At 35.7% G+C, this 21,717-nt stretch carries 20 protein-coding genes; 4 read left to right on the top strand and 16 right to left on the bottom strand.

The genetic code is table 11. The features are described 5' to 3' along the window. Positions 1 to 96: 96 nt before the first annotated feature. The 5 genes from I5776_RS06975 to I5776_RS06955 form a co-directional block, all read right to left on the bottom strand. Positions 97 to 573, bottom strand: a complete 477-nt coding sequence (locus tag I5776_RS06975) for a MaoC/PaaZ C-terminal domain-containing protein (RefSeq protein ID WP_202779718.1) — start codon at positions 571 to 573, stop codon at positions 97 to 99. A 116-nt stretch (positions 574 to 689) separates the two neighbouring features. Then, on the bottom strand, positions 690 to 1,628 hold the full coding sequence (mdh, locus tag I5776_RS06970; protein WP_202779713.1) for a malate dehydrogenase: 939 nt from the start codon (positions 1,626 to 1,628) through the stop codon (positions 690 to 692). 134 nt (positions 1,629 to 1,762) lie between these two features. Further along, positions 1,763 to 3,037, bottom strand: coding sequence for an NADP-dependent isocitrate dehydrogenase (gene icd, locus I5776_RS06965; RefSeq protein ID WP_202779711.1), 1,275 nt, complete (start codon positions 3,035 to 3,037; stop codon positions 1,763 to 1,765). Positions 3,038 to 3,121: 84 nt separating this feature from the next. Further along, on the bottom strand, positions 3,122 to 4,237 hold the full coding sequence (gene citZ / locus I5776_RS06960) for a citrate synthase (RefSeq protein WP_202780722.1): 1,116 nt from the start codon (positions 4,235 to 4,237) through the stop codon (positions 3,122 to 3,124). Positions 4,238 to 4,558: 321 nt separating this feature from the next. After that, complete coding sequence (locus I5776_RS06955) at positions 4,559 to 5,017, bottom strand: DUF441 domain-containing protein (protein WP_202779709.1); 459 nt, start codon at positions 5,015 to 5,017, stop codon at positions 4,559 to 4,561. Positions 5,018 to 5,128: 111 nt separating this feature from the next. On the opposite strand from I5776_RS06955, the gene ytvI reads away from it, so the two are divergent. Beyond that, complete coding sequence (gene ytvI / locus I5776_RS06950) at positions 5,129 to 6,256, top strand: sporulation integral membrane protein YtvI (protein WP_202779700.1); 1,128 nt, start codon at positions 5,129 to 5,131, stop codon at positions 6,254 to 6,256. Between the two features lie 52 nt (positions 6,257 to 6,308). On the opposite strand, the gene pyk is transcribed toward ytvI, so the two are convergent. From pyk to dnaE, 7 genes are all read right to left on the bottom strand, one after another. Then, complete coding sequence (gene pyk, locus I5776_RS06945; RefSeq protein ID WP_202779698.1) at positions 6,309 to 8,069, bottom strand: pyruvate kinase; 1,761 nt, start codon at positions 8,067 to 8,069, stop codon at positions 6,309 to 6,311. 76 nt (positions 8,070 to 8,145) lie between these two features. Beyond that, on the bottom strand, positions 8,146 to 9,105 hold the full coding sequence (gene pfkA / locus I5776_RS06940; protein WP_202779696.1) for a 6-phosphofructokinase: 960 nt from the start codon (positions 9,103 to 9,105) through the stop codon (positions 8,146 to 8,148). Positions 9,106 to 9,304: 199 nt separating this feature from the next. Further along, positions 9,305 to 10,300 (bottom strand): acetyl-CoA carboxylase carboxyl transferase subunit alpha, encoded by a 996-nt coding sequence (gene accA, locus I5776_RS06935; RefSeq protein WP_202779694.1) that lies wholly within the window; start codon positions 10,298 to 10,300, stop codon positions 9,305 to 9,307. Continuing rightward, positions 10,294 to 11,163 carry an acetyl-CoA carboxylase, carboxyltransferase subunit beta gene (gene accD, locus I5776_RS06930; RefSeq protein ID WP_202779693.1) on the bottom strand — a complete coding sequence of 290 codons (870 nt, stop codon included), beginning with the start codon at positions 11,161 to 11,163 and terminating at the stop codon, positions 10,294 to 10,296. Before accD ends, accA begins: the two co-directional genes overlap by 7 nt. Before the next feature lie 113 nt (positions 11,164 to 11,276). Further along, entirely contained in the window at positions 11,277 to 11,900 is a 624-nt protein-coding gene (locus I5776_RS06925; RefSeq protein WP_202779692.1) for a FadR/GntR family transcriptional regulator, read from the bottom strand. A gap of 8 nt (positions 11,901 to 11,908) precedes the next feature. After that, entirely contained in the window at positions 11,909 to 13,147 is a 1,239-nt protein-coding gene (gene ystJ, locus I5776_RS06920; protein ID WP_202779691.1) for an NADP-dependent malic enzyme, read from the bottom strand. A gap of 153 nt (positions 13,148 to 13,300) precedes the next feature. After that, positions 13,301 to 16,651 carry a DNA polymerase III subunit alpha gene (gene dnaE, locus I5776_RS06915; protein ID WP_202779690.1) on the bottom strand — a complete coding sequence of 1,117 codons (3,351 nt, stop codon included), beginning with the start codon at positions 16,649 to 16,651 and terminating at the stop codon, positions 13,301 to 13,303. 170 nt (positions 16,652 to 16,821) lie between these two features. Between dnaE and ytrH the strand changes: the two genes are divergently transcribed. Together ytrH and ytrI are read left to right on the top strand one after the other, a co-directional pair. Beyond that, positions 16,822 to 17,157 carry a sporulation membrane protein YtrH gene (gene ytrH / locus I5776_RS06910; RefSeq protein ID WP_202779689.1) on the top strand — a complete coding sequence of 112 codons (336 nt, stop codon included), beginning with the start codon at positions 16,822 to 16,824 and terminating at the stop codon, positions 17,155 to 17,157. Continuing rightward, a complete protein-coding gene (gene ytrI, locus I5776_RS06905) occupies positions 17,154 to 17,654 on the top strand; it encodes a sporulation membrane protein YtrI (RefSeq protein WP_202779688.1) in 501 nt (166 codons plus the stop codon). Before ytrH ends, ytrI begins: the two co-directional genes overlap by 4 nt. A gap of 17 nt (positions 17,655 to 17,671) precedes the next feature. Here ytrI and I5776_RS06900 read toward each other — a convergent pair whose 3' ends face one another. Beyond that, on the bottom strand, positions 17,672 to 18,607 hold the full coding sequence (locus I5776_RS06900) for a DHH family phosphoesterase (protein ID WP_202779687.1): 936 nt from the start codon (positions 18,605 to 18,607) through the stop codon (positions 17,672 to 17,674). Positions 18,608 to 18,709: 102 nt separating this feature from the next. Between I5776_RS06900 and I5776_RS06895 the strand changes: the two genes are divergently transcribed. Continuing rightward, entirely contained in the window at positions 18,710 to 19,012 is a 303-nt protein-coding gene (locus I5776_RS06895) for a YtpI family protein (protein ID WP_202779686.1), read from the top strand. Positions 19,013 to 19,168: 156 nt separating this feature from the next. On the opposite strand, the gene I5776_RS06890 is transcribed toward I5776_RS06895, so the two are convergent. The 3 genes from I5776_RS06890 to I5776_RS06880 form a co-directional block, all read right to left on the bottom strand. Next, positions 19,169 to 20,482: a CBS domain-containing protein gene (locus I5776_RS06890; RefSeq protein ID WP_202779684.1), complete on the bottom strand. Its 1,314-nt coding sequence runs from the start codon at positions 20,480 to 20,482 to the stop codon at positions 19,169 to 19,171. 86 nt (positions 20,483 to 20,568) lie between these two features. Continuing rightward, positions 20,569 to 20,802, bottom strand: coding sequence for a hypothetical protein (locus I5776_RS06885; RefSeq protein WP_202779683.1), 234 nt, complete (start codon positions 20,800 to 20,802; stop codon positions 20,569 to 20,571). A 102-nt stretch (positions 20,803 to 20,904) separates the two neighbouring features. Further along, positions 20,905 to 21,585, bottom strand: a complete 681-nt coding sequence (locus I5776_RS06880; protein ID WP_202779682.1) for a metal-dependent hydrolase — start codon at positions 21,583 to 21,585, stop codon at positions 20,905 to 20,907. Positions 21,586 to 21,717 lie beyond the last annotated feature (132 nt).

The raw sequence follows: 21,717 nt of genomic DNA, 5'->3' as shown, positions 1-21,717 counted from the left end.
CCAAATCATACGAGTTTTCGTATATCTACCTTTAATCATTTTAGCATGGACACTTCATAAAAGGAAAATGGCCAGCATAAAAGCTGACCAAAAAGGTTAAAAGTTATCTAATACTTTTTCACTTAATGTTTCAATCCGATGTGGCGGACAGACAGTTACATTTCCACTAATAACTGTTTCATTGGATTCATTTTTCGCTTCAACAAAAACATCTATCGTATGCTGCTTAAGATTTACTTCAATGACTTCGAATAGAAATTGAATCGATGCATAGTGGTAAACTGGTTTGTGGAAATTCAACTGTTGTTTTATTATATGTGACCCTGGTCCGGGTAAATATTTAGAAATAGCAGAAGTAATAATACCCGTTAACATAATCGTAGGTACGATAGGTTTTTCATATGGTGTTTGTGTAGCATAATCATGTTGAATGTAAAGTGGATTGGCATCGTTCGTTAATCCCAAATATAGAAGTAAATCTTTATCCTCTATATTTTCGGTTAATGTTAGTTTTTCCCCCACAGATATTTGCTCGATTTTTCTCCCAAGTTTTCGCTTTTTCCCTAATAGCATCCACAGCACTCCCCTTTATTGTAACCGGTTGCAAGACATACCCTTATCATATCACGCTTTATTTTTGTTGTACAAAAAAATAGGTCAAACCGATAATTGGTTTGACCTATTAGCTATTATGCTAAAACTTTCATTACATTTTGTACGGATTCAGCAGATTTATCCAATGCAGCCTTTTCATCAGCTGTTAAGTCTAATTCAATAATTTTTTCGATCCCATTTGCACCAAGTATCGTTGGTACACCAAGGTAAATTCCTTCATACCCATATTCACCTTCTAAATAAGCAATGGAAGGAAGGACGCGGCGTTGATCTTTTACTACAGCTTCTACCATTTCAACTAATGAAGCGGCAGGGGCATAATAGGCGCTGCCGTTTCCTAATAAATTTACTATTTCTCCGCCACCCTTGCGTGTCCGTTCTACAATGGCATCAAGACGATCTTTGGGAATTAACGTTTCTAAAGGAATTCCACCTGCATATGAGTAACGTACTAAAGGAACCATATCATCTCCATGTCCGCCTAACACGAAACCGGTTACATCCTTAACAGAAAGATTTAGCTCCTGGGCTACGAATGTGCGAAAACGTGCAGTATCAAGAACACCTGATTGACCAATTACACGGTTTTTAGGAAATCCAGATTCTTTAAAAACTGTATATGTCATGGCATCTACAGGGTTAGTTAAAACGATGATGTAGCTATTAGGAGAATATTTAATTATTTCTTGAGTAACACTTTTCATTACCTTTTGGTTTGTTTGGACTAAATCATCACGGCTCATACCTGGTTTACGTGCAATACCCGCAGTTATAACAACAACATCAGAATCTTTTGTATCTTCATAATTAGAGGTACCAATAATATTTGCATCAAATCCCTGAACTGGACCTGCCTCAAGCATATCAAGAGCTTTCCCTTTTGTTGGATTTTCTGATTGTGGGATATCAACAAGAATTACATCACCAAGTTCTTTTTGAGCTAACAAAAAAGCAGTTGTAGCTCCAGTGAAACCGCCGCCGATTACGGAGATCTTTTTTCTATTCATTGTCATTGTTACGTCCCCCTCTAGGATATTATGTAATGACTTTAGCACTAAAAAAACCTAATCATTCAAAAAAAATTGCCGGCAGAAGAGATTTGATCCATCAGCCGGCAATTTCATATGCCTGTTGTCAGGCTGTGTTATTAGTTTTTCATATTTTTAATTAATTCAGTTCCAAATTCAGAACATTTTACTTCTGTAGCGCCATCCATTAAACGAGCAAAGTCATATGTTACAACTTTAGATGCAATTGTTTCTTCCATAGACTTTGTAATTAGGTTAGCAGCTTCGTTCCAACCTAAATGTTCAAGTAAAAGCACACCTGAAAGAATAACAGAAGATGGATTTACTTTATCAAGACCAGCATATTTAGGAGCTGTACCATGTGTTGCTTCAAAAATAGCATGTCCTGTTTCATAATTAATATTTGCTCCAGGTGCAATACCGATACCGCCAACTTGTGCAGCTAACGCATCAGAAATATAGTCACCGTTTAAGTTCATTGTAGCAACCACATCAAATTCACGTGGACGGGTTAAAATTTGTTGTAAGAAAATATCAGCAATCGAATCTTTTACGATGATTTTACCAGCTGCTTCAGCATCTGCTTGTGCTTTATTTGCTGCTTCCGTACCTTGTTCTTCTTTAATTTTATCGTATTGTGCCCAAGTGAATACTTTATCGCCGAATTCTTTTTCAGCTAATTCATATCCCCAGTTTTTGAAGGCACCTTCCGTGAATTTCATGATATTGCCTTTATGTACAAGTGTTAAAGATTTACGACCTTCTTTAATTGCATAATTTAATGCAGCACGTACTAGGCGTTCAGTTCCTTCTTTAGAAACTGGTTTAATGCCGATACCAGAAGTTTCAGGGAAGCGAATTTTATTAACTCCCATTTCATTTTTAAGGAAATCAATAACTTTCTTTACTTCATCAGAACCTTCTTTGTATTCAATACCTGCATAGATGTCTTCAGTATTTTCACGGAAGATAACCATATCTGTATCTTCAGGACGTTTTACCGGAGATGGTACACCGTCAAAATAACGTACAGGACGTAAGCATACAAATAAATCAAGTTCTTGACGTAAAGCAACATTTAAAGAACGGATTCCGCCGCCAACAGGTGTTGTAAGAGGCCCTTTAATTGCAATTAAATATTCACGGATAACATCTAAAGTTTCAGATGGAAGCCATTCGCCAGTTTTGTTAAATGCTTTTTCTCCGGCATATACTTCTTTCCATTCAATTTTACGTTCACCTTTATACGCTTTCTCAACAGCTGCATCAAGAACTCTTTGAGAAGCCGCCCAAATATCCGGACCTGTTCCATCCCCTTCAATAAATGGGATAATTGGATTGTTTGGTGTTTTTAAAACGCCATTTTCTACTGTAATTTTTTCACCTTGTGACATGTCTTTCCCTCCAATTCGAATTAAAAGCGCACAAACTACATCATTTATTAGAACAATTTTTTTCGCATTTGTAAATATCTTTAATTAACGATTTTCAATTGGCACGTAAGTTTGCATTCCTGGGCCTGTATACTCAGCACGAGGACGGATTAAGCGATTGTTTGAATATTGTTCAAGTATATGTGCCAACCATCCTGAAACACGACTTACTGCGAATATTGGTGTAAATAAATCATGATCAATTCCCAAACTATGGTATACAGATGCAGAGTAAAAATCAACATTTGGTGGTAAAGATTTTTCTGATGTTACGATATCTGCAATTTTTGTAGACATTTCATAGTATTCTGGTTCACCAGTAAGTTTTGTTAATTTTTCAGACATTGCTTTTAAGTGTTTTGCACGTGGATCACCTTTACGATATACACGATGACCGAATCCCATGATTTTCACTTTGTTATCAAGTTTTTCATGGATATATGCATCAACATTGTCAACTGATCCAATTTCACTTAACATTTTCATAACTTGTTCATTCGCACCGCCGTGTAAAGGTCCTTTTAAAGCACCGATTGCTGCAGTTACGCCTGAATAAACATCTGAAAGTGTCGCAACACATACACGTGCTGTGAATGTAGAGGCATTAAGTTCATGATCTGCATGTAATACTAGTGCTTTGTTAAACGCTTCAACAGCAATAGCTTCAGGTTCTTCACCTGTTAACATATAAAGGAAGTTTGCAGCAAAACCTAAATCTTTACGTGGAGCAACCGGTTCAAGTCCTTTACGAACACGTGAAAATGCGGCTACTATTGCAGGCATTTTTGCTTGTAAACGGATTGCCTTACGATAATTAGCAGCGTCTTCCATAACGTCTGCCTCTTCGTCATATAGACCAAGCGCTGATACAGCTGTACGTAGTGCACCCATAGGATGAACGCGATCAATTGGATAAGTTTTAAAGCTTTCTAACACTTCTTTAGGCAGCTCCATATTGTCTGCTAATTGTTGTTTTAATTCATCTAATTCTTTTTTGTTTGGTAATTTAAGATGCCAAAGTAAGTAGATTACTTCCTCGAAGCTAGCATTTTCTGCTAAATCATCAATATTGTATCCTACATATGTAAGGGTATCGTCGATGATTGAACTTATTGATGATGTAGTTGCTACAATACCTTCAAGACCTTTTGTTGCTGTCATGATCATCTCTCCTTTAACAATTTCTTTTATTTGAGCAGCGATATGATATAAAAAAATAATTTTAAACCGAAACGTATTCGATTTAAAGCATTTGCCCATTATGTAAAAACAAATGCAAACGATCACACATACCCTATTATAATATAATTTAAAAACTTGTCCATTTTGAGGACTGATATTTATTCGCTTACATCCTTTATTATAAACAAATCTAGTAAGTATGTGTATTAAAATTCTACATTTTTTTGCAAATATTTTATCATTATGGTTTTTATTCTCAAATAATTTTCCAACTCTTCTTCGCCATAAATCGGATCATTACTATGTGAATAATTCAACTATTTTCATACCCATATATGCAATCCCTGCACCAATTAACGGCCCAACCGCCACACCTTTAAAAATTGCGACTGCTAGAATTGTCCCTAGAACAAGCGCTGCCGTAATATGTGGATCTTGCGCTAATAGAGTGATACCATTCTTAGCTATAAGAGCTACCGCCATACCCGCAGCAAGAGCAATCCAAGCATATGGTGATTTCAATGATTCGAGCAAATCTTTAAACCCAATTTGTCCGCTCGCAATTGGTGCAAGCACAGCAATAGTAATGATTGTTACTCCCCAATTAATACCCTTCGATTGTATTAAGCTAAACATTTTTTGATCAATTCCAATTATTTTCAAAACGAGTAAGGCAGCGACGGCAATGATTAACGATTGATTTTTAGCAATCAAACCAATGGTCAACAATAATATAAGAAATAGGTAAGACTGAATCATTTTTATTACATCCTTTCCTCTCATGATGTATTGTTGTAAAAAGTTTATCATTACGCTTTTTTTTACCGGCGACTCCATGTAAAATTAAACTAAAAGATGGGAGGGAAAAGTTTGAATCCCGAATATATATATCGAACCATTCGATTTTTAATTGTTGTAGGCATTGTTATAGTTGCTGCGATGCTGTTTTATTTCGTATCAAAAGTAACTTATCCTTTTTTAATTGCCATTGCTATTGCTTTTCTGATCAACCCTTTAGTAAATTTTTTATCTCATAAAGCTAAACTTCCTCGGACACTCGCCGTTATTATATCCATTATTTTAATTATTGGTGTTTTTATTGGATTAATAACTTTATTGATTGCGGAAATTGTTTCAGGAACAAATTATTTAGCGGATGTTGTTCCTAAACATGTAAATACATTAGTAGAGTTTGTTGAAAACTTTATTGCTGGACAGGTAATACCGCTCTATAATCAAGCAGCAAGTTTATTTAAAAGCCTTGATGTTGGACAGCAGGATACCATTATAAATAATATCCAAACCGCAGGGCAAAAAATTGCTACGAGTGCTGGAAGTTTTCTTCAGAACTTTTTCTTAAAGCTTCCAGCTCTCGTTTCGTGGATACCAAATGCTGCAACAGTTCTAGTATTCTCATTACTTGCTACTTTTTTTATTAGCAAAGATTGGTACCGATTATCACGTTTAGGTGGTAAATTTCTTCCTGATCGTGCAATGAAAAGCGGAAGAACGGTATTAAATGATCTAAAAAAAGCATTGTTCGGTTTTATCAAAGCACAGCTAACTTTAATCTCCATTACATTGGTCATCGTATTAATTGGGCTATTGATCTTAAGAGTAGATTACGCAATTACGATTGCGTTAGTGAGTGGAATTGTTGATATCCTTCCGTATTTAGGTACTGGAGTTGTTTTCATTCCATGGATTATTTACGAAGCGATTTCAGGAGATATTCCACTTGCAATCGGATTAGGGGTACTTTACACAGTAGTTGTAGTGCAGAGACAAATAATGGAACCCAAAATTTTGTCCTCAAGTATAGGACTCAATCCACTTGCCACTTTAATTGCATTGTTTGTTGGATTTAAACTTGTTGGTTTTCTTGGATTAATTCTTGGACCAGTCACTCTTGTAATCATTACTACTTTACATAATGCCAATGTATTTCGGGATACATGGGATTTTATCGTAGGAAAACAAAAAACGAATATAGACTAAAAAAAGGTGTGAAACGATTAAGTTTCACACCTTTTTTAAAAAGAAAAACAAGTTATAATACGCTAGCATGTCCATTGTAGATCACGCCACGTACAGGATCCACTGTTATTTCTTGACCAGTTGATAATAAATTCGTAGCGTTTTTCACACCAACAATTACTGGTATACCAAGATTAATACCGACTACAGCAGCATCACTAGTTAAACCGCCTTCTTCGGTAATCAATGCTGAACATTTTTTTAATAAAGGAACCATTTCTTTATCAACCCCATAAGTGACAAGAACCGATCCAGGTACAATTTGCGCTTTTGCATCACTGACATTTTTGGCAATCACTACTTTACCATATGCAGATTTTCTGCCAACACCTTGTCCTTTAGCAATAATATCTCCAACTACGTGAACCTTCATTAAATTGGTTGTTCCAGCCTCGCCAACTGGCACCCCCGCTGTAATAATAACTAAATCTCCATGCTTAACAATATCTGTATTTAAACCTTCTTGGACGGCTAATTCCAACATTTCATCAGTTGTTTCTACTTTTTGTCCAATACCAGGATACACTCCCCATACTAGAGCAAGACTTAAACATACTGATTCATTAGATGTTACAGCAATGATTGGAGCTTTAGGACGGTATTTTGAAATCATCCGTGCTGTATGTCCGCTTTCTGTCGGTGTAATAATCGCATTTACATCTAAATTTATCGCCGTATGTGCAACAGATTGACAAATAGCATCAGTCATTTTGTGATCACTATTTTTACTGCGTTCTGTTAAGATTGCACTGTGATTCAATGCTTTTTCCGCATGAATAGCAATATTATACATTGTTTGAACAGCTTCTGAAGGATATGATCCTGCTGCAGTTTCTCCGGAAAGCATTATGGCATCGGTACCATCGAAAATAGCATTTGCCACATCACTTGCTTCAGCTCTTGTTGGACGTGGATTTCTTTGCATTGAATCAAGCATTTGAGTTGCTGTAATTACCGGTTTGCCTAGTTCATTACATTTTTTAATTAATTCCTTTTGGACAAGAGGAACCGCCTCTGTTGGAATCTCAACCCCCAAATCACCACGAGCAACCATTAAACCATCTGATACCGCTAAGATTTCATCAATATTATCAACACCTTCTTGATTTTCAATCTTAGGAATAATGTGGATGTGTAGGGCATTATTTTCTTCTAGTAATTGCCTAATTTCCAAAACATCTGACGGACGTCGAACAAAAGAAGCTGCAATGAAGTTAACTCCTTGTTTAATTCCGAATAAAATATCACTCGCATCTTTTTCTGTAATTCCCGGTAAATTAACAGATACACCTGGTACATTAACACCTTTTTTATTTTTTAGTACACCGCTATTCATTACTTTAGTGTTAATTTCCTTTTTTGCCTTGTCAATAGAAGTGACTTCCAATTCAATTAAACCATCATCTAAAAGAATTTTTGACCCTTTATCAACATCATTAATAAGACCATCATATGTGATAGAAAATTTTTCGGTTGTTCCTAGAACTTCCTCCATTGATATAGTAACGTCATTTCCTTCGCAAAGCTCGATCGCTCCATTTTCCATATCATTGGTGCGAATTTCCGGGCCTTTCGTATCAAGTAAGATAGCAACGGTTTTATTCGTATTCTTCGCAGCTATTCGGATGTTTTTAATTCTTGCTTCGTGTTCTTCATGACTGCCATGGGAAAAATTTAATCGAGCCACATCCATTCCGGCTTTCATTAATTTTTCCAACATTTCTATACTTTCACTTGCAGGACCAATGGTACAAACGATTTTTGTTTTTTTCATATTATTTACTCCCTTTTTTAAACTTGACTGTTGATTTATGCTGCAGTCAATAATTTGCTTTAACATTGTCTTAAACTTAAATTGATAATTCCTTTGATAAACGATATATATCAAGGGCAACTTTATGCGGTTTTCCTAAAATTTCAAGGATATCATAGTCGACAAGCTCATTATTTTCGATTCCTACAGCTCTTCCACCTTTACCCTCTAATAATAATTCCACAGCTTTAGCTCCAAGTCTACTTGCTAAAACTCTATCGCTAGCAGTAGGAGATCCGCCGCGTTGAATATGTCCTAATACGGAAACCCTCGTATCAAAATTAGTTGCTTCCTCTAATTCCTTTGCAAAATCACTTCCGCTTTTCACACCTTCAGCAACTACGATAATACTATGTTTTTTTCCACGATCATGCCCTTTTCGTAAACGTTCAGCAATTTCATTCATGTCATAATTGTCTTCAGGAATCAGAATTGTTTCAGCACCACCCGCTAAACCGGACCAAAGCGCGATATCTCCTGCATCCCTGCCCATTACCTCAATTATAAATGTTCTCTCGTGTGATGAAGCAGTATCACGAATTTTATCAATTGCATCTAACACCGTATTTAACGCTGTATCAAAACCAATTGTAAAATCAGTACCTGGGATATCATTATCAATGGTTCCAGGAACCCCTACACACGGAAAGCCATGTTCTGTTAAAGCCTTTGCGCCTTGATAAGAGCCATCTCCACCAATAACAACTAAACCCTCAATCCCGAATTTTTTCATTTGCTCAATACCTTTTTGCTGCCCTTCCTGTGTCTTAAATTCCAGGCATCGGGCTGAGTGGAGCATTGTCCCGCCACGATGAATAATATCACCAACTGATCCAACCTCAAGTTTTTCTATTTTCCCATTAATCAGGCCGCTATAGCCGTTATAAACGCCATACACTTCCAGTCCGTGAAAAATTCCTTTACGAACAATCGCACGAATGGCAGCGTTCATTCCTGGCGCATCGCCACCACTAGTTAAAACACCAATACGTTTCATTATAGTCACCTCAAAATTTCTTATATGTAAAATCGTACTCGCTAAAAATCTAAAATGATAATTACAACAATATTATCGTCAAGAGTACTAGTTAATATTTCTAAAATATCATTTTATAAGTAAGTCCACAAACAATAAATGTTCAAAAGGAAAGGAAAAACAACTAAGCAATCGGATTCGTCCGATTGCTCGTCAATACTCAATTATTAATATCAGATTTAGAAATTCCCGCGTCATCCTTTAACTCAGTAAACTCACCTATAGCTCGATATTTATTATAACGTTGCTCTATAAGTTCTTCAGCTGATAAACCAACTAATTCTTTTAGTGATTTTTCCAACACACGGTCGATAGACTCGGCTTGGGTAGCCACATCTTTATGAGCGCCACCTTTTACTTCTGGAATTACCTCTTCTATAACACCTAATTTTTTTAAATCAGGAGCGGTAATTTTCATAATATCTGCTGCTCGTTTAGCTTGGGACGAATCTTTCCACAAAATTGTCGCAGCTGACTCTGGAGCGATGACAGAAAACCAAGAATTCTCTAAGACATGTATATGATTTCCTACACCTATACCAAGTGCCCCTCCACTTGCTCCTTCACCAATAACTATACAAATTACAGGTACATTGAGGCCAGCCATTTCAAATAAGTTTCGAGCAATTGATTCTGAAATTCCTCTTTCTTCAGCAGCTTTTCCGGGAAAAGCACCTTTTGTATCAATGAAACTAATAATTGGACGATTAAATTTATCCGCTTGTTTCATTAAACGAAGTGCCTTACGATAACCTTCGGGATGGGGCATCCCAAAATTACGTCTAATGTTTTCTTTCGTATCTTTTCCCCGTTGCTGTCCAATAATCGTAACTGGCAGACCTTTATACTTAGCAATACCGCCAACAATCGCTTCGTCATCGCCAAAATAGCGATCCCCATGCAACTCAATAAAATCAGTAAAAAGATAAGGGATATAGTCTAATGTTGTTGGTCTACTAGGATGTCTAGCTATTTGCACTCGATCCCATGGTTGCATATTTTCGTATATATCTACTTCTAATTTTTTTAATCTCGTCTCGAGCTTTTCAATCTCATCTGATAAATCTACATCAGAGTTTTTTGTAAACTCTCTTAGCTCAGCGATTTTTTTCTGAAGCTCACTTAATGGTTTTTCAAATTCCAGCTCATTTACCATGGCAATTCACCTACTTGCTCATGAATTTCTAGTACTGTCGTAATTGTTTCCTTTAAGTCTAATCGATTAATAACGGCATCCAGTTGACCATGCTTTAACAAAAATTCAGCAGTCTGAAAATCTTCCGGTAGTTCTTCTCGAACTGTTTGCTCAATGATTCTTCTTCCGGCAAAGCCTATTAATGCCCCAGGCTCCGCAAAATTATAATCACCTAAAGAAGCAAAGCTGGCTGAAACACCGCCAGTAGTTGGATGAGTCATTATAGAGATGATGAGACCTCCATTATCACTAAAACGTTTTAATGCAGCACTTGTTTTCGCCATCTGCATTAAAGATAGAACGGCTTCTTGCATTCTTGCTCCACCTGAAGCTGTGAAAATTATAAACGGTACGCGAAGTCGATCTGCTTCCTCAATTGCTCTAGTAATTTTTTCTCCAACAACAGATCCCATACTTCCCATTCGGAAAGTTGAATCCATGATAGCAATAACGACTTTATGTTCGTTTACTTTTCCACTACCAGTTAAAACTGCTTCATTCATACCAGTTTTTTGTTGGTCTTTTTTTAATTTCTCAAGATAATCAGGGAAATTCAGGGGATTCTCCGAAAATAACTGACGATCAAGTTCTTGGAAAGATCCTTCATCAATAAAACTTTCCACTCGTTCGAATGCGTTCATTTGATGATGAAACCCGCAATGATTACACACTTTTAGATTTTTTTGAAGTTCTTTCGTATATAGGATTTTACGACAGTTTGGGCATTTTGACATAATGCCTTCAGGTACATCGTGCTTAGCAGCTTCCGATGGTATTGTAGCATACTTTCTTTTCTTTGGTTTAGTGAAAAAGTCTTTCAGCAAAAGTAAATCCTCCTTTAAAAGGCTGATACCACAAAATAGCTTAGAATATTTTTTAGTTCTTCTTGTCCAATATAATTGAAGGTGCACAAAAATATTGCTAAAGTTTGTCGTTTTTACTTCGACATATTTTTTAAGTCATCGTAAAATTGCAATGATAAAGGCAAATCTTCCTCTACTATTGTATGTAGTAATTGTAAATATGGTTTTATATTTTTAATTTCACGAGAACCATTTAATTGTGATGCATATTCTTTTAATAATAACCAAATTTTAAATAGAAGATGAATGTTTGAAAGTTGAACAATTTCCAGAAAAAAATCATCTTCTAATATAAGTTCGCCTTGTTCTAATTTATATTTTATTAACTCTATTGATTGACGATCTAATTTATTGATTATTAATCTTATTGCATCCTTTTCAATCAGTTCTTTCGTTATTTTTACGTCGTTTTTTACTTTATCATCTTGTAATATAAATGTACTTAATAACTCGACTAAATGGTGGTCCGTAAAATCGCGGAGAAAAGTCCCTTCTCCCCTGCGAGTTTCGATTAAGCCTAGTAACTCTAATGCTCTTAAACCTTCTCTTACTGAAGAGCGTCCAACTTTAAGACGCTCTGAGAGTTCACGCTCTGAAGGTAGCTTATCACCTGAAACTAATCCATCTTCATAAATCATTTGACGAATTTGGTCGACAATTTCAAGATATACCTTCGTTTGGCTTATATTTTTGTTCACCGAACAAATCACTCACCTTTTCCAATAATAGCAAGCCTCTTTGTTCTTTCTCTAACTTCTTCAGGGTCCACTTTTATTCTAGCAACACCTGTTTCCATTGCTGCCTTTGCGACAGCTGCAGCTACCGCTGGGGCAACACGAGGATCGAAAGGACGTGGGATAACATAATCCGCGTTTAATTCAGTTTCATCAATTAATTCGGCAATTGCTTCAACAGCCGCTATTTTCATTTCCTCATTAATATGTGTTGCGCGAACATCTAATGCTCCTCTGAAAATTCCAGGAAAAGCAAGAACATTATTTACTTGATTAGGAAAATCAGAACGACCTGTTCCAATCACTTTTGCACCTGCTAGTTTTGCATCATCTGGCATAATTTCCGGATCCGGATTTGCCATGGCAAAAATAATGGAATCAGTTTTCATAGATTCTACCATTTCTTTTGATAATGCACCTGCAACAGAAACACCGATAAATACATCAGCGCCTTCAATGACATCAGCAAGTGTGCCTTCTTTACGCTCACGATTTGTGTATTTTGCCACTTCAGACTTAATACCATTCATTCCATTCGTTCTACCTTCAAAAATAGCCCCTTTTGAATCACACATAATAATATCTCGCACACCATAATGATAAAGGAGACGGATAATGGCAATTCCAGCTGCACCGGCACCACTAGCAACTACCTTTATTTCAGACATTTTTTTACCGACAAGTTTTAATGCATTAACAAGACCGGCAACAGTTACAATTGCCGTTCCATGCTGATCATCGTGAAAAACAGGAATGTTTGCTTCCTTTTTTAGTCTTTCTTCAACTGCAAAACAATTTGGTGCAGCAATATCTTCTAGGTTTACTCCACCGAATGTAGGCTCCATTAATTTGACCGTTTCAACAATTTTATCTACATCCGTTGTATTCAAACAGATAGGAAATGCATCAACACCAGCGAAACTTTTAAATAGTACAGCTTTTCCTTCCATAACAGGTAATGCTGCCTCCGGTCCAATGTTCCCTAAGCCTAGTACAGCCGTTCCATCAGTTACAACTGCAACCATATTACCTTTCATCGTATATTCATATACAGTTTCAGGTTTGTCATATATCATTTTACATGGTTCAGCTACTCCTGGTGAGTATGCTAAACTTAAATCTTTTGCATTTCTTACAGCAACTTTTGATTTAGATTCTAGTTTTCCTTTATTTATACGATGCATATGTAGTGCTTCTTCTCGTAAAGTCAAAGTTTCCACTCCTTTTTACTACAAACGATATACATTTAGGTGGTCTGACCACATTGGTCTATTAAATAATATAACATATTTCCCTTTTTAGTGAAAAACAATATTAAAGTTGTTTTTCAGAACTTAAGAAATCATTCGTAAAAAAATAGATTCCTATTGTAAAATTACATTTTGCTCACCTAATAATCGGATTAACTCGTCTATACATTGCTCGGAAGGTTGGACCCAATTTACTCTAGGAAGTTGAATCGTTGTTTGGGTATGTTCATAAAATAAAATAACAGGGATACCTCCATGATGTGATTGAATAATTTCCTTTATGCGAATTAAACTTTCATGGGACTGGAACAAATACGGTATACGAAGATAGAGTTTCTTATTCGCTTCTTCTATATCTTTCATATCGGTCATTTTTTGTATAATTAATTGTTTCGAATCATTTCTAACTTCGACGGTTCCCTCTAGTAATGTTACTTGCCCTTGTCTACATAACCCACTGTATTGTCGATAACTTTTCGGAAATAATACCCCCTCCATTTCACCACTAGAATCACTGATTTTAACGAAACACATTTGCTCCCCTTTTTTTGTACGGATAGTTTTTACTTCATTCAAGTAAACCCCTAGTTTCACGTGTTTTTGATTATTAGAAATGGAAAGTATCGTGTCATTCGTATAATCGTTAATTAATTTTTGAAATGGACGAATAGGATGGTCTGATAAATACAGTCCGAGTACTTGTTTTTCGAAAGAAAGTTTATCAATAATACTGATTGGTTCCACTTCCACATACTTTGGTTTAATTTGAAAAAATTCATCATCAGAGAATAAATCTTCCATATTATCGCTAGGATTGACAAGTTCAGCATGTTGCAATGCTACGTCAATACTTGCCAAAAGTGTTGCACGATCAACCTGAAACTCATCAAACGCTCCTGAAAACACTAGATTTTCAATCGTTTTCCGATTAATAGACAGATGTGACGTTCGAATGCAAAAATCGAATAGATCACTAAAAGACTTGGATGCTCTTGCATTTAAAATATCTTTTAATGCTACACCACCTAATCCTTTTATCGCTGCTAAGCTAAAGAGAATGGCGTTTTTTTCGACCTTAAAAAAGTAATGACTTTTATTAATAGATGGCGGAAGCACTTGAATGTTCATCTGATTCGCTTCTCGTATATATTGTGCAATCTTATCCGCATTTCCAACAGCAGAAGTTAGTAAAGAAGCCATAAAATATAATGGGAAGTGAGCTTTTAAATATGCGAGTTGGTAGGCGATAAAGCTATAAGCAACAGCATGGCTTCGGTTAAATCCATAATTAGCAAATCGAACAATTAAATCATATATTTCATTGGCCGTTTTCTCGCTATATCCATTTTCAGTCGCTCCATTAACAAAATGAATCCTTTCCTGATCTAATACATCCTTTTTCTTTTTACTAACAGCCCTTCGAAGTAAATCCGCTTCACCTAACGAAAACCCAGCCATTCGTGAGGCAATTTGCATAATTTGTTCCTGGTAAATGATAACGCCATAGGTTTTCTTTAGAATTGATTCTAAATCTTGATGTGGATGTTTGATCACTTCTTTCCCATGTTTTCGATCAATGTATTGTGGAATATTTTCCATTGGACCGGGACGGTAAAGTGCATTTACTGCAACAATATCCTCAAAATCTGTCGGTTTTAACCTTTTTAGTACACTGCGCATACCTTCTGATTCTAATTGGAATACACCGGTAGTGTTTCCTTCACTTAACAACTGATAGGTTTTTTCATCATCTAAAGGAATTTGATCAATATTTATTTTTGTTCCCGTACCTTTTTGAATACTCGTCACTATACGTTCAATTAACGATAAATTTCGAAGACCTAGAAAATCCATTTTTAATAGGCCTATTTCTTCCAAGATGTCCATTGGATATTGTGTTAAATAACTGCCTGTATGTCCATCCTGGATGGGGATAAGGTTAACTAGCGGTTCCTCACTAATGACGACACCCGCCGCGTGTGTTGAAACATGTCGTGGAATTCCTTCAATTTTTAATGCTGTCTGAAAAAGTTTTTGATGTATTTCAGATTCATCAACAAATTCCTGAAGCTTCTTTGATTCCTTAAATGCTTGTTTTAATGTTATACCTAGTTTACTTGGAATCATCCTTGACAATTGCTCTAATTCCTTTGAATTAAAGCCAAATACCCTAGCAACATCTCTTGCCGCAGCTTTTGCGGCAAATGTTCCAAACGTAATAATTTGTGCTACATGTAACTGTCCGTATTTTTCAGTAACATATTGAATGACTTCATCCCGACGATGATCCGGAAAATCAATATCAATATCAGGCATCGTTATTCTCTCTGGATTTAAAAATCGTTCAAAAAGCAATTCATGTTCAATTGGGTCGACATTCGTAATTTTTAATACATAGGCGACAAGAGAGCCCGCTGCTGAACCTCGACCAGGTCCAGTTAATATTCCTTGGGTTCGTGCAAATTTCATAAAATCCGAAACTATAAGGAAATAATCACTAAATTTCATTTGATTAATTATTGATAATTCATAAGATAAACGTTCCCAATAAATCTGTTCCGGATGATCAAATCTTTCCCGCAACCCTTTTTCACAGTATTCCTTTAAAACTTTGTCAGAGGTTTCCCCAATAGGCAAGGGAAATTTCGGTAGAAGTTTTCTCCCCATTTCAATTTGTAATTGACACGAATTTGCTACAAGTACTGTATTTTCTAATGCGTCGATATATTCAGAGAAAGCTTCCACCATGCTCTTTTTATCTTTCAAATCGTACTCTTCGGATGGAAGTGTTTTTCGATCATCATCACTAAGTTTCTTATTTTCATTGATAGCAAGTAAACATTCGTGGCTAAAGCTATCACTTTTTTCCAAATATTGCACATCATTCGTAACGATAAGTTTTATATTACATTTTTTTGAAAGTTGAACGAATTTTTCTCTTATTATTTTTTCATCAGCAAGTTGATGATTTTGCAAAGAAAGATAGAATGAATCCTTTTCAAAAATACTTTGGAAAATAGATGCCACTTTTTCCGCCTTTTCGAATTCTCCCCGCAGTAAATACTGTTCAATTTCACCAGTTATCCCAGGTGTAAAGCCAAACAAGCCTTCATGGTATCCTTTTAACCATTTTAACGGAATACCATTTGGTGATTTTGTTTGGATCGTACTTGAAAGCTTTAATAAATTATTGTATCCCGTTGTATTTTTAGCTAATAGGACGAGTGGATAGGACGTTTCTTTATCCATTTCACTGATAACATCTATTGTTAATCCGATAATAGGCTTTATCTGATTTTTTATACATTCTTTATAAAACGGAACCACTCCGTACAGCACATTCCGATCGGTAATGGCCAATGTTTGATATTGAAGCTCTTTAGCTTTTTCAACTAGTTTTTGAATTGAGATGGTGCTAGATAATAAGCTATATGCGGTTGTTACTTGTAAATGGACAAATGACAATCTCCTCCCACCTTTCAATTGAAATCTTTATTCATATTATAAGACCTCCATAGGAAAAAAGAAAATATGTTCCCATATTAACTTTTATTTTTTCGGATTACATTACATATCATCTTAAGTTGTCCCATATATATTAATAGCAAATGGTTATACAGTTTGGAGTGATTTCCATGGATGAAGCATTCTTCCCTGCATTTTTTAATAGTTTTTTTATTGCTTTTGGCGTCATGATCGGAGGGTCTTTAATTGGAGCTGGATTGGCCACATTTATAACTGGAGAACAGGTATTAACAGCGATTGCAAAAATTTCAAAAACGTTAAGAATATGGGCGATTATTGCAGCTATTGGCGGAACATTCGATACGGTATACAGTTTTGAAAAAGGTTTTTTGAATGGAGAAATTAAAGATTTATTTAAACAATTTTTATTAATTTTATCTGCAATGGGGGGAGCCAATACAGCCGCGCTTATTATACTATGGTTAACTCAGGAGGAAGTCCAATGAGAATTCCACCATTATATCGTCGTCCGGCTTGGCAACGATTCATTGCTGGCATCGTCATTGGCGGTTGTATTAGTTGGCTTGTCTTTTTATTTATGTTTGGTGTTACGCAAGAAAAACACGCAAAAAAAATAAAGTTCCAACAAGAAACAATCAATAATTTAGAACAAGATATAAAAATTTGGCAAGATGAATATAAAGAGTTGAATCGAAAAAATGCTGATCTATTAACCATTCAAAATGTTCAAGTAAAAATAAAAGACTACGAAAAATATAATATTGATTTACAAAGTAAACTCGAAGAGGAGAATAAAGTGAAGGAAGATTTGAAATCATTAATTGCAAATGACCTTAACAGTACAGTTAAAAATAAAGATTTAATTATAAAAACAATTGAAAATAAGACGGTGAAATTTAATAACCGTCCGTATAGATATATCATAAAATCAATAATTTTTTATACAACAATTAGTATCGAACTCGAATTAAGGCTGAATTAAAGACTAGAGCATAAACTCTAGTCTTTGCAAACAGCCTTTAAATCGTTTATTACATGTTCGGCTTCATCCCAAGAATAAATAGAGGCACCAGCCGCCAACGGATGGCCCCCGCCGTTGTATTTTTTTGCAATTTGGTTGATGACCGGTCCTTTCGAGCGTAATCGAACTCGAATTTGATCTTCTTCCTCAATAAAGAAGCACCATGCTTTCATTCCGCGAACATTACCTAAGGAACTTACCAACAAGGAAGCTTCAGAAGGGATAACGCGAAATTGTTTAAGAATATCCGTACTCAGCTTAACTATCGCTGCACCATCTTCAAACATTTGAAAGTTTTGCAAAATACATCCTTGCAAATGAATCACTTTTGAATCTAGCTCATACATTTTGTCGTATAATTCATTTCGATCGAACGAATATTTGATTAACTCCCCGGCATAATCGAATGTTTTTTGTGTCGTACTAGGATATAAAAATCTACCTGTATCCCCAACAATCCCACCATAAATCAACCGAGCTGCTTCATCATTCATTTTTAGTCCTTTATCGGCACCAAATAAATAAAATTCGTAAATCATCTCACTTACTGATGATGCCGTTGTGTCCACCCAAAGGAGATCACCGTAAGCATCTTCATTTGGATGATGATCAATTTTAATTAGCTTATCCCCTAAAGAATAGCGACGATCACATATTCTTTCCTCATTTGCGGTATCGCAAACAATAACGAGTGCTCCATGAAAGGTTTCATCTGAGATCACATCAAGTTCTTTTAAAAATTCAAGTGAAGGATCGGGCTTACCAACAGCATACACTTTTTTATTCGGAAAAGATGTGCGCAAAATTTCTACTAATCCCCCTTGTGATCCATATGCATCTGGGTCTGGGCGAACATGTCGATGAACAATAATCGTCTCATATTGTTTTATTGTTTCTAGTATTTTATCCTTCATAAGTTGACACCTTCTTTAATTTGTCATATTCCTTTGTAGCTTTTTCCTATAAAACTCGTTACAATGTAAACAATGTTGAATATTATATTTGGAGGGAACATTTTGCCTATAGTAGTGTTTTTCATTATATTATCATTGTCATTCTATGTATTCTATAAAATAAAATTTGTAAGAAGCCATCTTCCAATGGAACGAAAATATTTATCCGGAAAATCAGGGATTTCATTAGGTCTTTTCGTTGGTTTATTCGGTATTAATCAATTATTTCTTCATCCATCAACCATTACCTATATTATCGGTGCAATTTTTATTATCCTAGGCTTCTTTAGTGTTTGGGCCGGGATGAAATCACTTCGATTTTATCGGCCGTATGTTATGAAAGAATTGGAAGAAATGAAAAATTAGTTGATAAAAAAGCCATTGAATGGCTTTTTTTGCTGTCCAGCTGCAGCGCCTAGCCCCTCGAGGTCAAATAACCTTCGGCAATAAAAGTCAAAAGGCGGACTTTTTTTGCCAAAGAACATTTGCTTGTCGGGGCTGAACAAGGCGCTTTCGCTTTTCTTATTTATCTATTAATTGACACATTAATAATGCTTTTCCGACGAGCAGACCTTTATTAAACACTTCTACATCTATTTTCCCGAACTTTCGACCTGCTTCGAGAATCGTAGGGACAACTTCGATTGTGCTTTCAATTTGAACGGGTTTGATAAAATAAATCGTCATATTTTCAATAACAATATCGCCTTTTTTCTGCTTCTTTAATTTTCGAGTTGCCGCTTCATATACTAGAGTGGTAAAAACGCCATATGATATTGTTCCAAGCGGATTCGTCATTTGTGGGGAAACCTCAAAAAAATAACTTTCTTTATCCGCAGTTTCAGCAGCTGTCTCTATTTGGGTAGTAATGATATCATCAATCGTTTCACCAACTTGAGGCTGACGTTGACTCACTTGCAGTGCCTTCAAAACATCCTGCCTGCTGATTATCCCAAATAAGCGATGATAATCATCAACAACCGGCAATACTTCTATCCCCTCCCAAATCATCATATGCGCAGCGGAGGTAACGCTTGTCTTTAAACCTACAGATATCGGATTTTTTGTCATTACTTTTTCAATCGCAAGGTTATGGTCAAATTCCATAATGTCTTTTGAAGTGACCATTCCAACGACCTTCATCCCTTGATCAACAACTGGAAAACGACTATGGGAAGTGATTCTATTTTTTTCATACCATGTACTTATTTGATCATTAATCATTAAATAAGCTGTTTGGTCTATTGGGGTAAAAATATCTTCTACTAAAATGATTTCTTTTTTTATTAATTGATCATAAATCGCTCGATTAATCATCGTTGCGACTGTGAATGTATCATAACTGGTAGTCAAAATGGGCAACTCTAATTCATCCGCCAGCTTTTTCACATCGTCCTCCGTGTCGAAACCGCCTGTAATTAATACTGCTGCACCTGCTCTTAACGCCAGCTCATGTGCTTTCGTTCGGTTACCAACAATTAATAGATTTCCTGCACCTGTATATTTCATCATCGCTTCTAGTTTCATGGCACCGATAACAAATTTAGTTAATGTTTTGTGTAACCCTTTTTTCCCTCCAAGCACCTGTCCATCAATGATATTTACAATCTCAGCAAAGGTGAGCTTTTCAATATTATTCTTTTTCTTACTTTCAATCCTTATTGTGCCTACTCGTTCAATTGTACTAACATAGCCTTTATTTTCAGCATCCTTTATTGCTCTATATGCCGTTCCTTCACTCACATTTAAAGCCTTGGCAATTTGTCTTACCGAAATTTTCTCTCCAATTGGGAGGTGATCAATGTATTCTAGTATTTGTTCATGTTTAGTTGCCAAGCTCCTCACCCTTTTCGCGACTACTTCGTTAGATTTATTATAAGGTGAGAAGCCTGACAATTCAATTGTTAACGAATCTTCCTTAATTAATGTGATTTCATACGTTTTTGTAAAGGTTTAACTGCATTTTTATTTGCTCGCTGTTTTTTCGGTGCATAAAGCCATGCCGTAAGATTACCAGCAAAAACAAGCAATGCTAGACCAAGCCAAGCAATGGAAAATATACCTGCCTCATCCTGAATTGAAAAAGCTAAATTCGGTAAAGCGTAATAGAGCATTAACGCTGTTAGCAAAATACAAAGTAAATATCTATTTTTCATTGGACTCCCTCCAGTATTTAAGCTTGTATTATTGTATGCTCTAATACCGAAGTCCAACACAAAAAAGATACATCTGTGAAAAAACAGATGTATCTTTTTTTGTTATAATTCAATAAATTCACCAGCACTCATTATCTTGCCATTTTTCTTCTCGAGCAAATCGATGAATTGATTTGGTTCTTTCTTAATTACAGGAAAGGTATTGTAGTGAATCGGTACAACGGTTTTGGCATTTAAAAATTTTGCAGCAATTGCAGCATCTTCGGGTCCCATCGTAAAGTTATCACCAATTGGTAAAAACGCTAGATCGATTGGGTGAAGCTCACCAATTAATTTCATATCGGAAAATAAACCTGTATCACCTGCGTGATAAATCGTTTTTCCTTCAACCATTAATAACACACCTGTTGGCATTCCTAAATAAATTAACTCTTGATTTTCTGTAACTATTGCTGAGCCATGGAATGCAGGAGTTAGCTTCACCTTACCAAATTCAAATTCAAAAGATCCCCCAATATGCATTGGATGGGTGTTTAAACCTTGCCAGCTTAAATAATTGGCAATTTCATTATTAGCAATAACTAACGCTCCGCTCTGTTTTGCAATTTGTACGGTATCACCTACATGATCGTTATGGCCGTGAGTTAAAATAATATAATCAGGCTTCTCTTCCTCCACTTTTAAATCAGTTTGAGAATTTCCGTTAATAAACGGATCAAACAGAATCGTTTTCCCATTTGTTTCTACTTTTATAATAGAATGACCATGATAAGATACTTTCATTACGATCCCTCTCCTTAAAAAAATTGTCTATTTCCATATTCAATATAAATTTCAAAACTCCTCTATCTAATATCAAAATACCCTTTAAGTAATCTGTTTAAAAGTTGAATTTTTATATGATGGGCATAGTGA

The sequence above is a fragment of the Heyndrickxia vini genome, from assembly GCF_016772275.1.
GTDB lineage: Bacteria > Bacillota > Bacilli > Bacillales > Bacillaceae_C > Heyndrickxia > Heyndrickxia vini.
This window is presented reverse-complemented; position numbering and strand designations above follow the sequence as displayed.

Bases quoted from the DNA above. Each gene is read 5' to 3' on its own strand.
- I5776_RS06975 (WP_202779718.1), bottom strand. From the start codon at position 573: ATGCTATTAGGGAAAAAGCGAAAACTTGGGAGAAAAATCGAGCAAATA.
- mdh (WP_202779713.1), bottom strand. From the start codon at position 1,628: ATGACAATGAATAGAAAAAAGATCTCCGTAATCGGCGGCGGTTTCACT.
- icd (WP_202779711.1), bottom strand. From the start codon at position 3,037: ATGTCACAAGGTGAAAAAATTACAGTAGAAAATGGCGTTTTAAAAACA.
- citZ (WP_202780722.1), bottom strand. From the start codon at position 4,237: ATGACAGCAACAAAAGGTCTTGAAGGTATTGTAGCAACTACATCATCA.
- I5776_RS06955 (WP_202779709.1), bottom strand. From the start codon at position 5,017: ATGATTCAGTCTTACCTATTTCTTATATTATTGTTGACCATTGGTTTG.
- pyk (WP_202779698.1), bottom strand. From the start codon at position 8,069: ATGAAAAAAACAAAAATCGTTTGTACCATTGGTCCTGCAAGTGAAAGT.
- pfkA (WP_202779696.1), bottom strand. From the start codon at position 9,105: ATGAAACGTATTGGTGTTTTAACTAGTGGTGGCGATGCGCCAGGAATG.
- accA (WP_202779694.1), bottom strand. From the start codon at position 10,300: ATGGTAAATGAGCTGGAATTTGAAAAACCATTAAGTGAGCTTCAGAAA.
- ytrH (WP_202779689.1), top strand. From the start codon at position 16,822: ATGGATGAAGCATTCTTCCCTGCATTTTTTAATAGTTTTTTTATTGCT.
- ytrI (WP_202779688.1), top strand. From the start codon at position 17,154: ATGAGAATTCCACCATTATATCGTCGTCCGGCTTGGCAACGATTCATT.
- I5776_RS06900 (WP_202779687.1), bottom strand. From the start codon at position 18,607: ATGAAGGATAAAATACTAGAAACAATAAAACAATATGAGACGATTATT.
- I5776_RS06885 (WP_202779683.1), bottom strand. From the start codon at position 20,802: ATGAAAAATAGATATTTACTTTGTATTTTGCTAACAGCGTTAATGCTC.
- I5776_RS06880 (WP_202779682.1), bottom strand. From the start codon at position 21,585: ATGAAAGTATCTTATCATGGTCATTCTATTATAAAAGTAGAAACAAAT.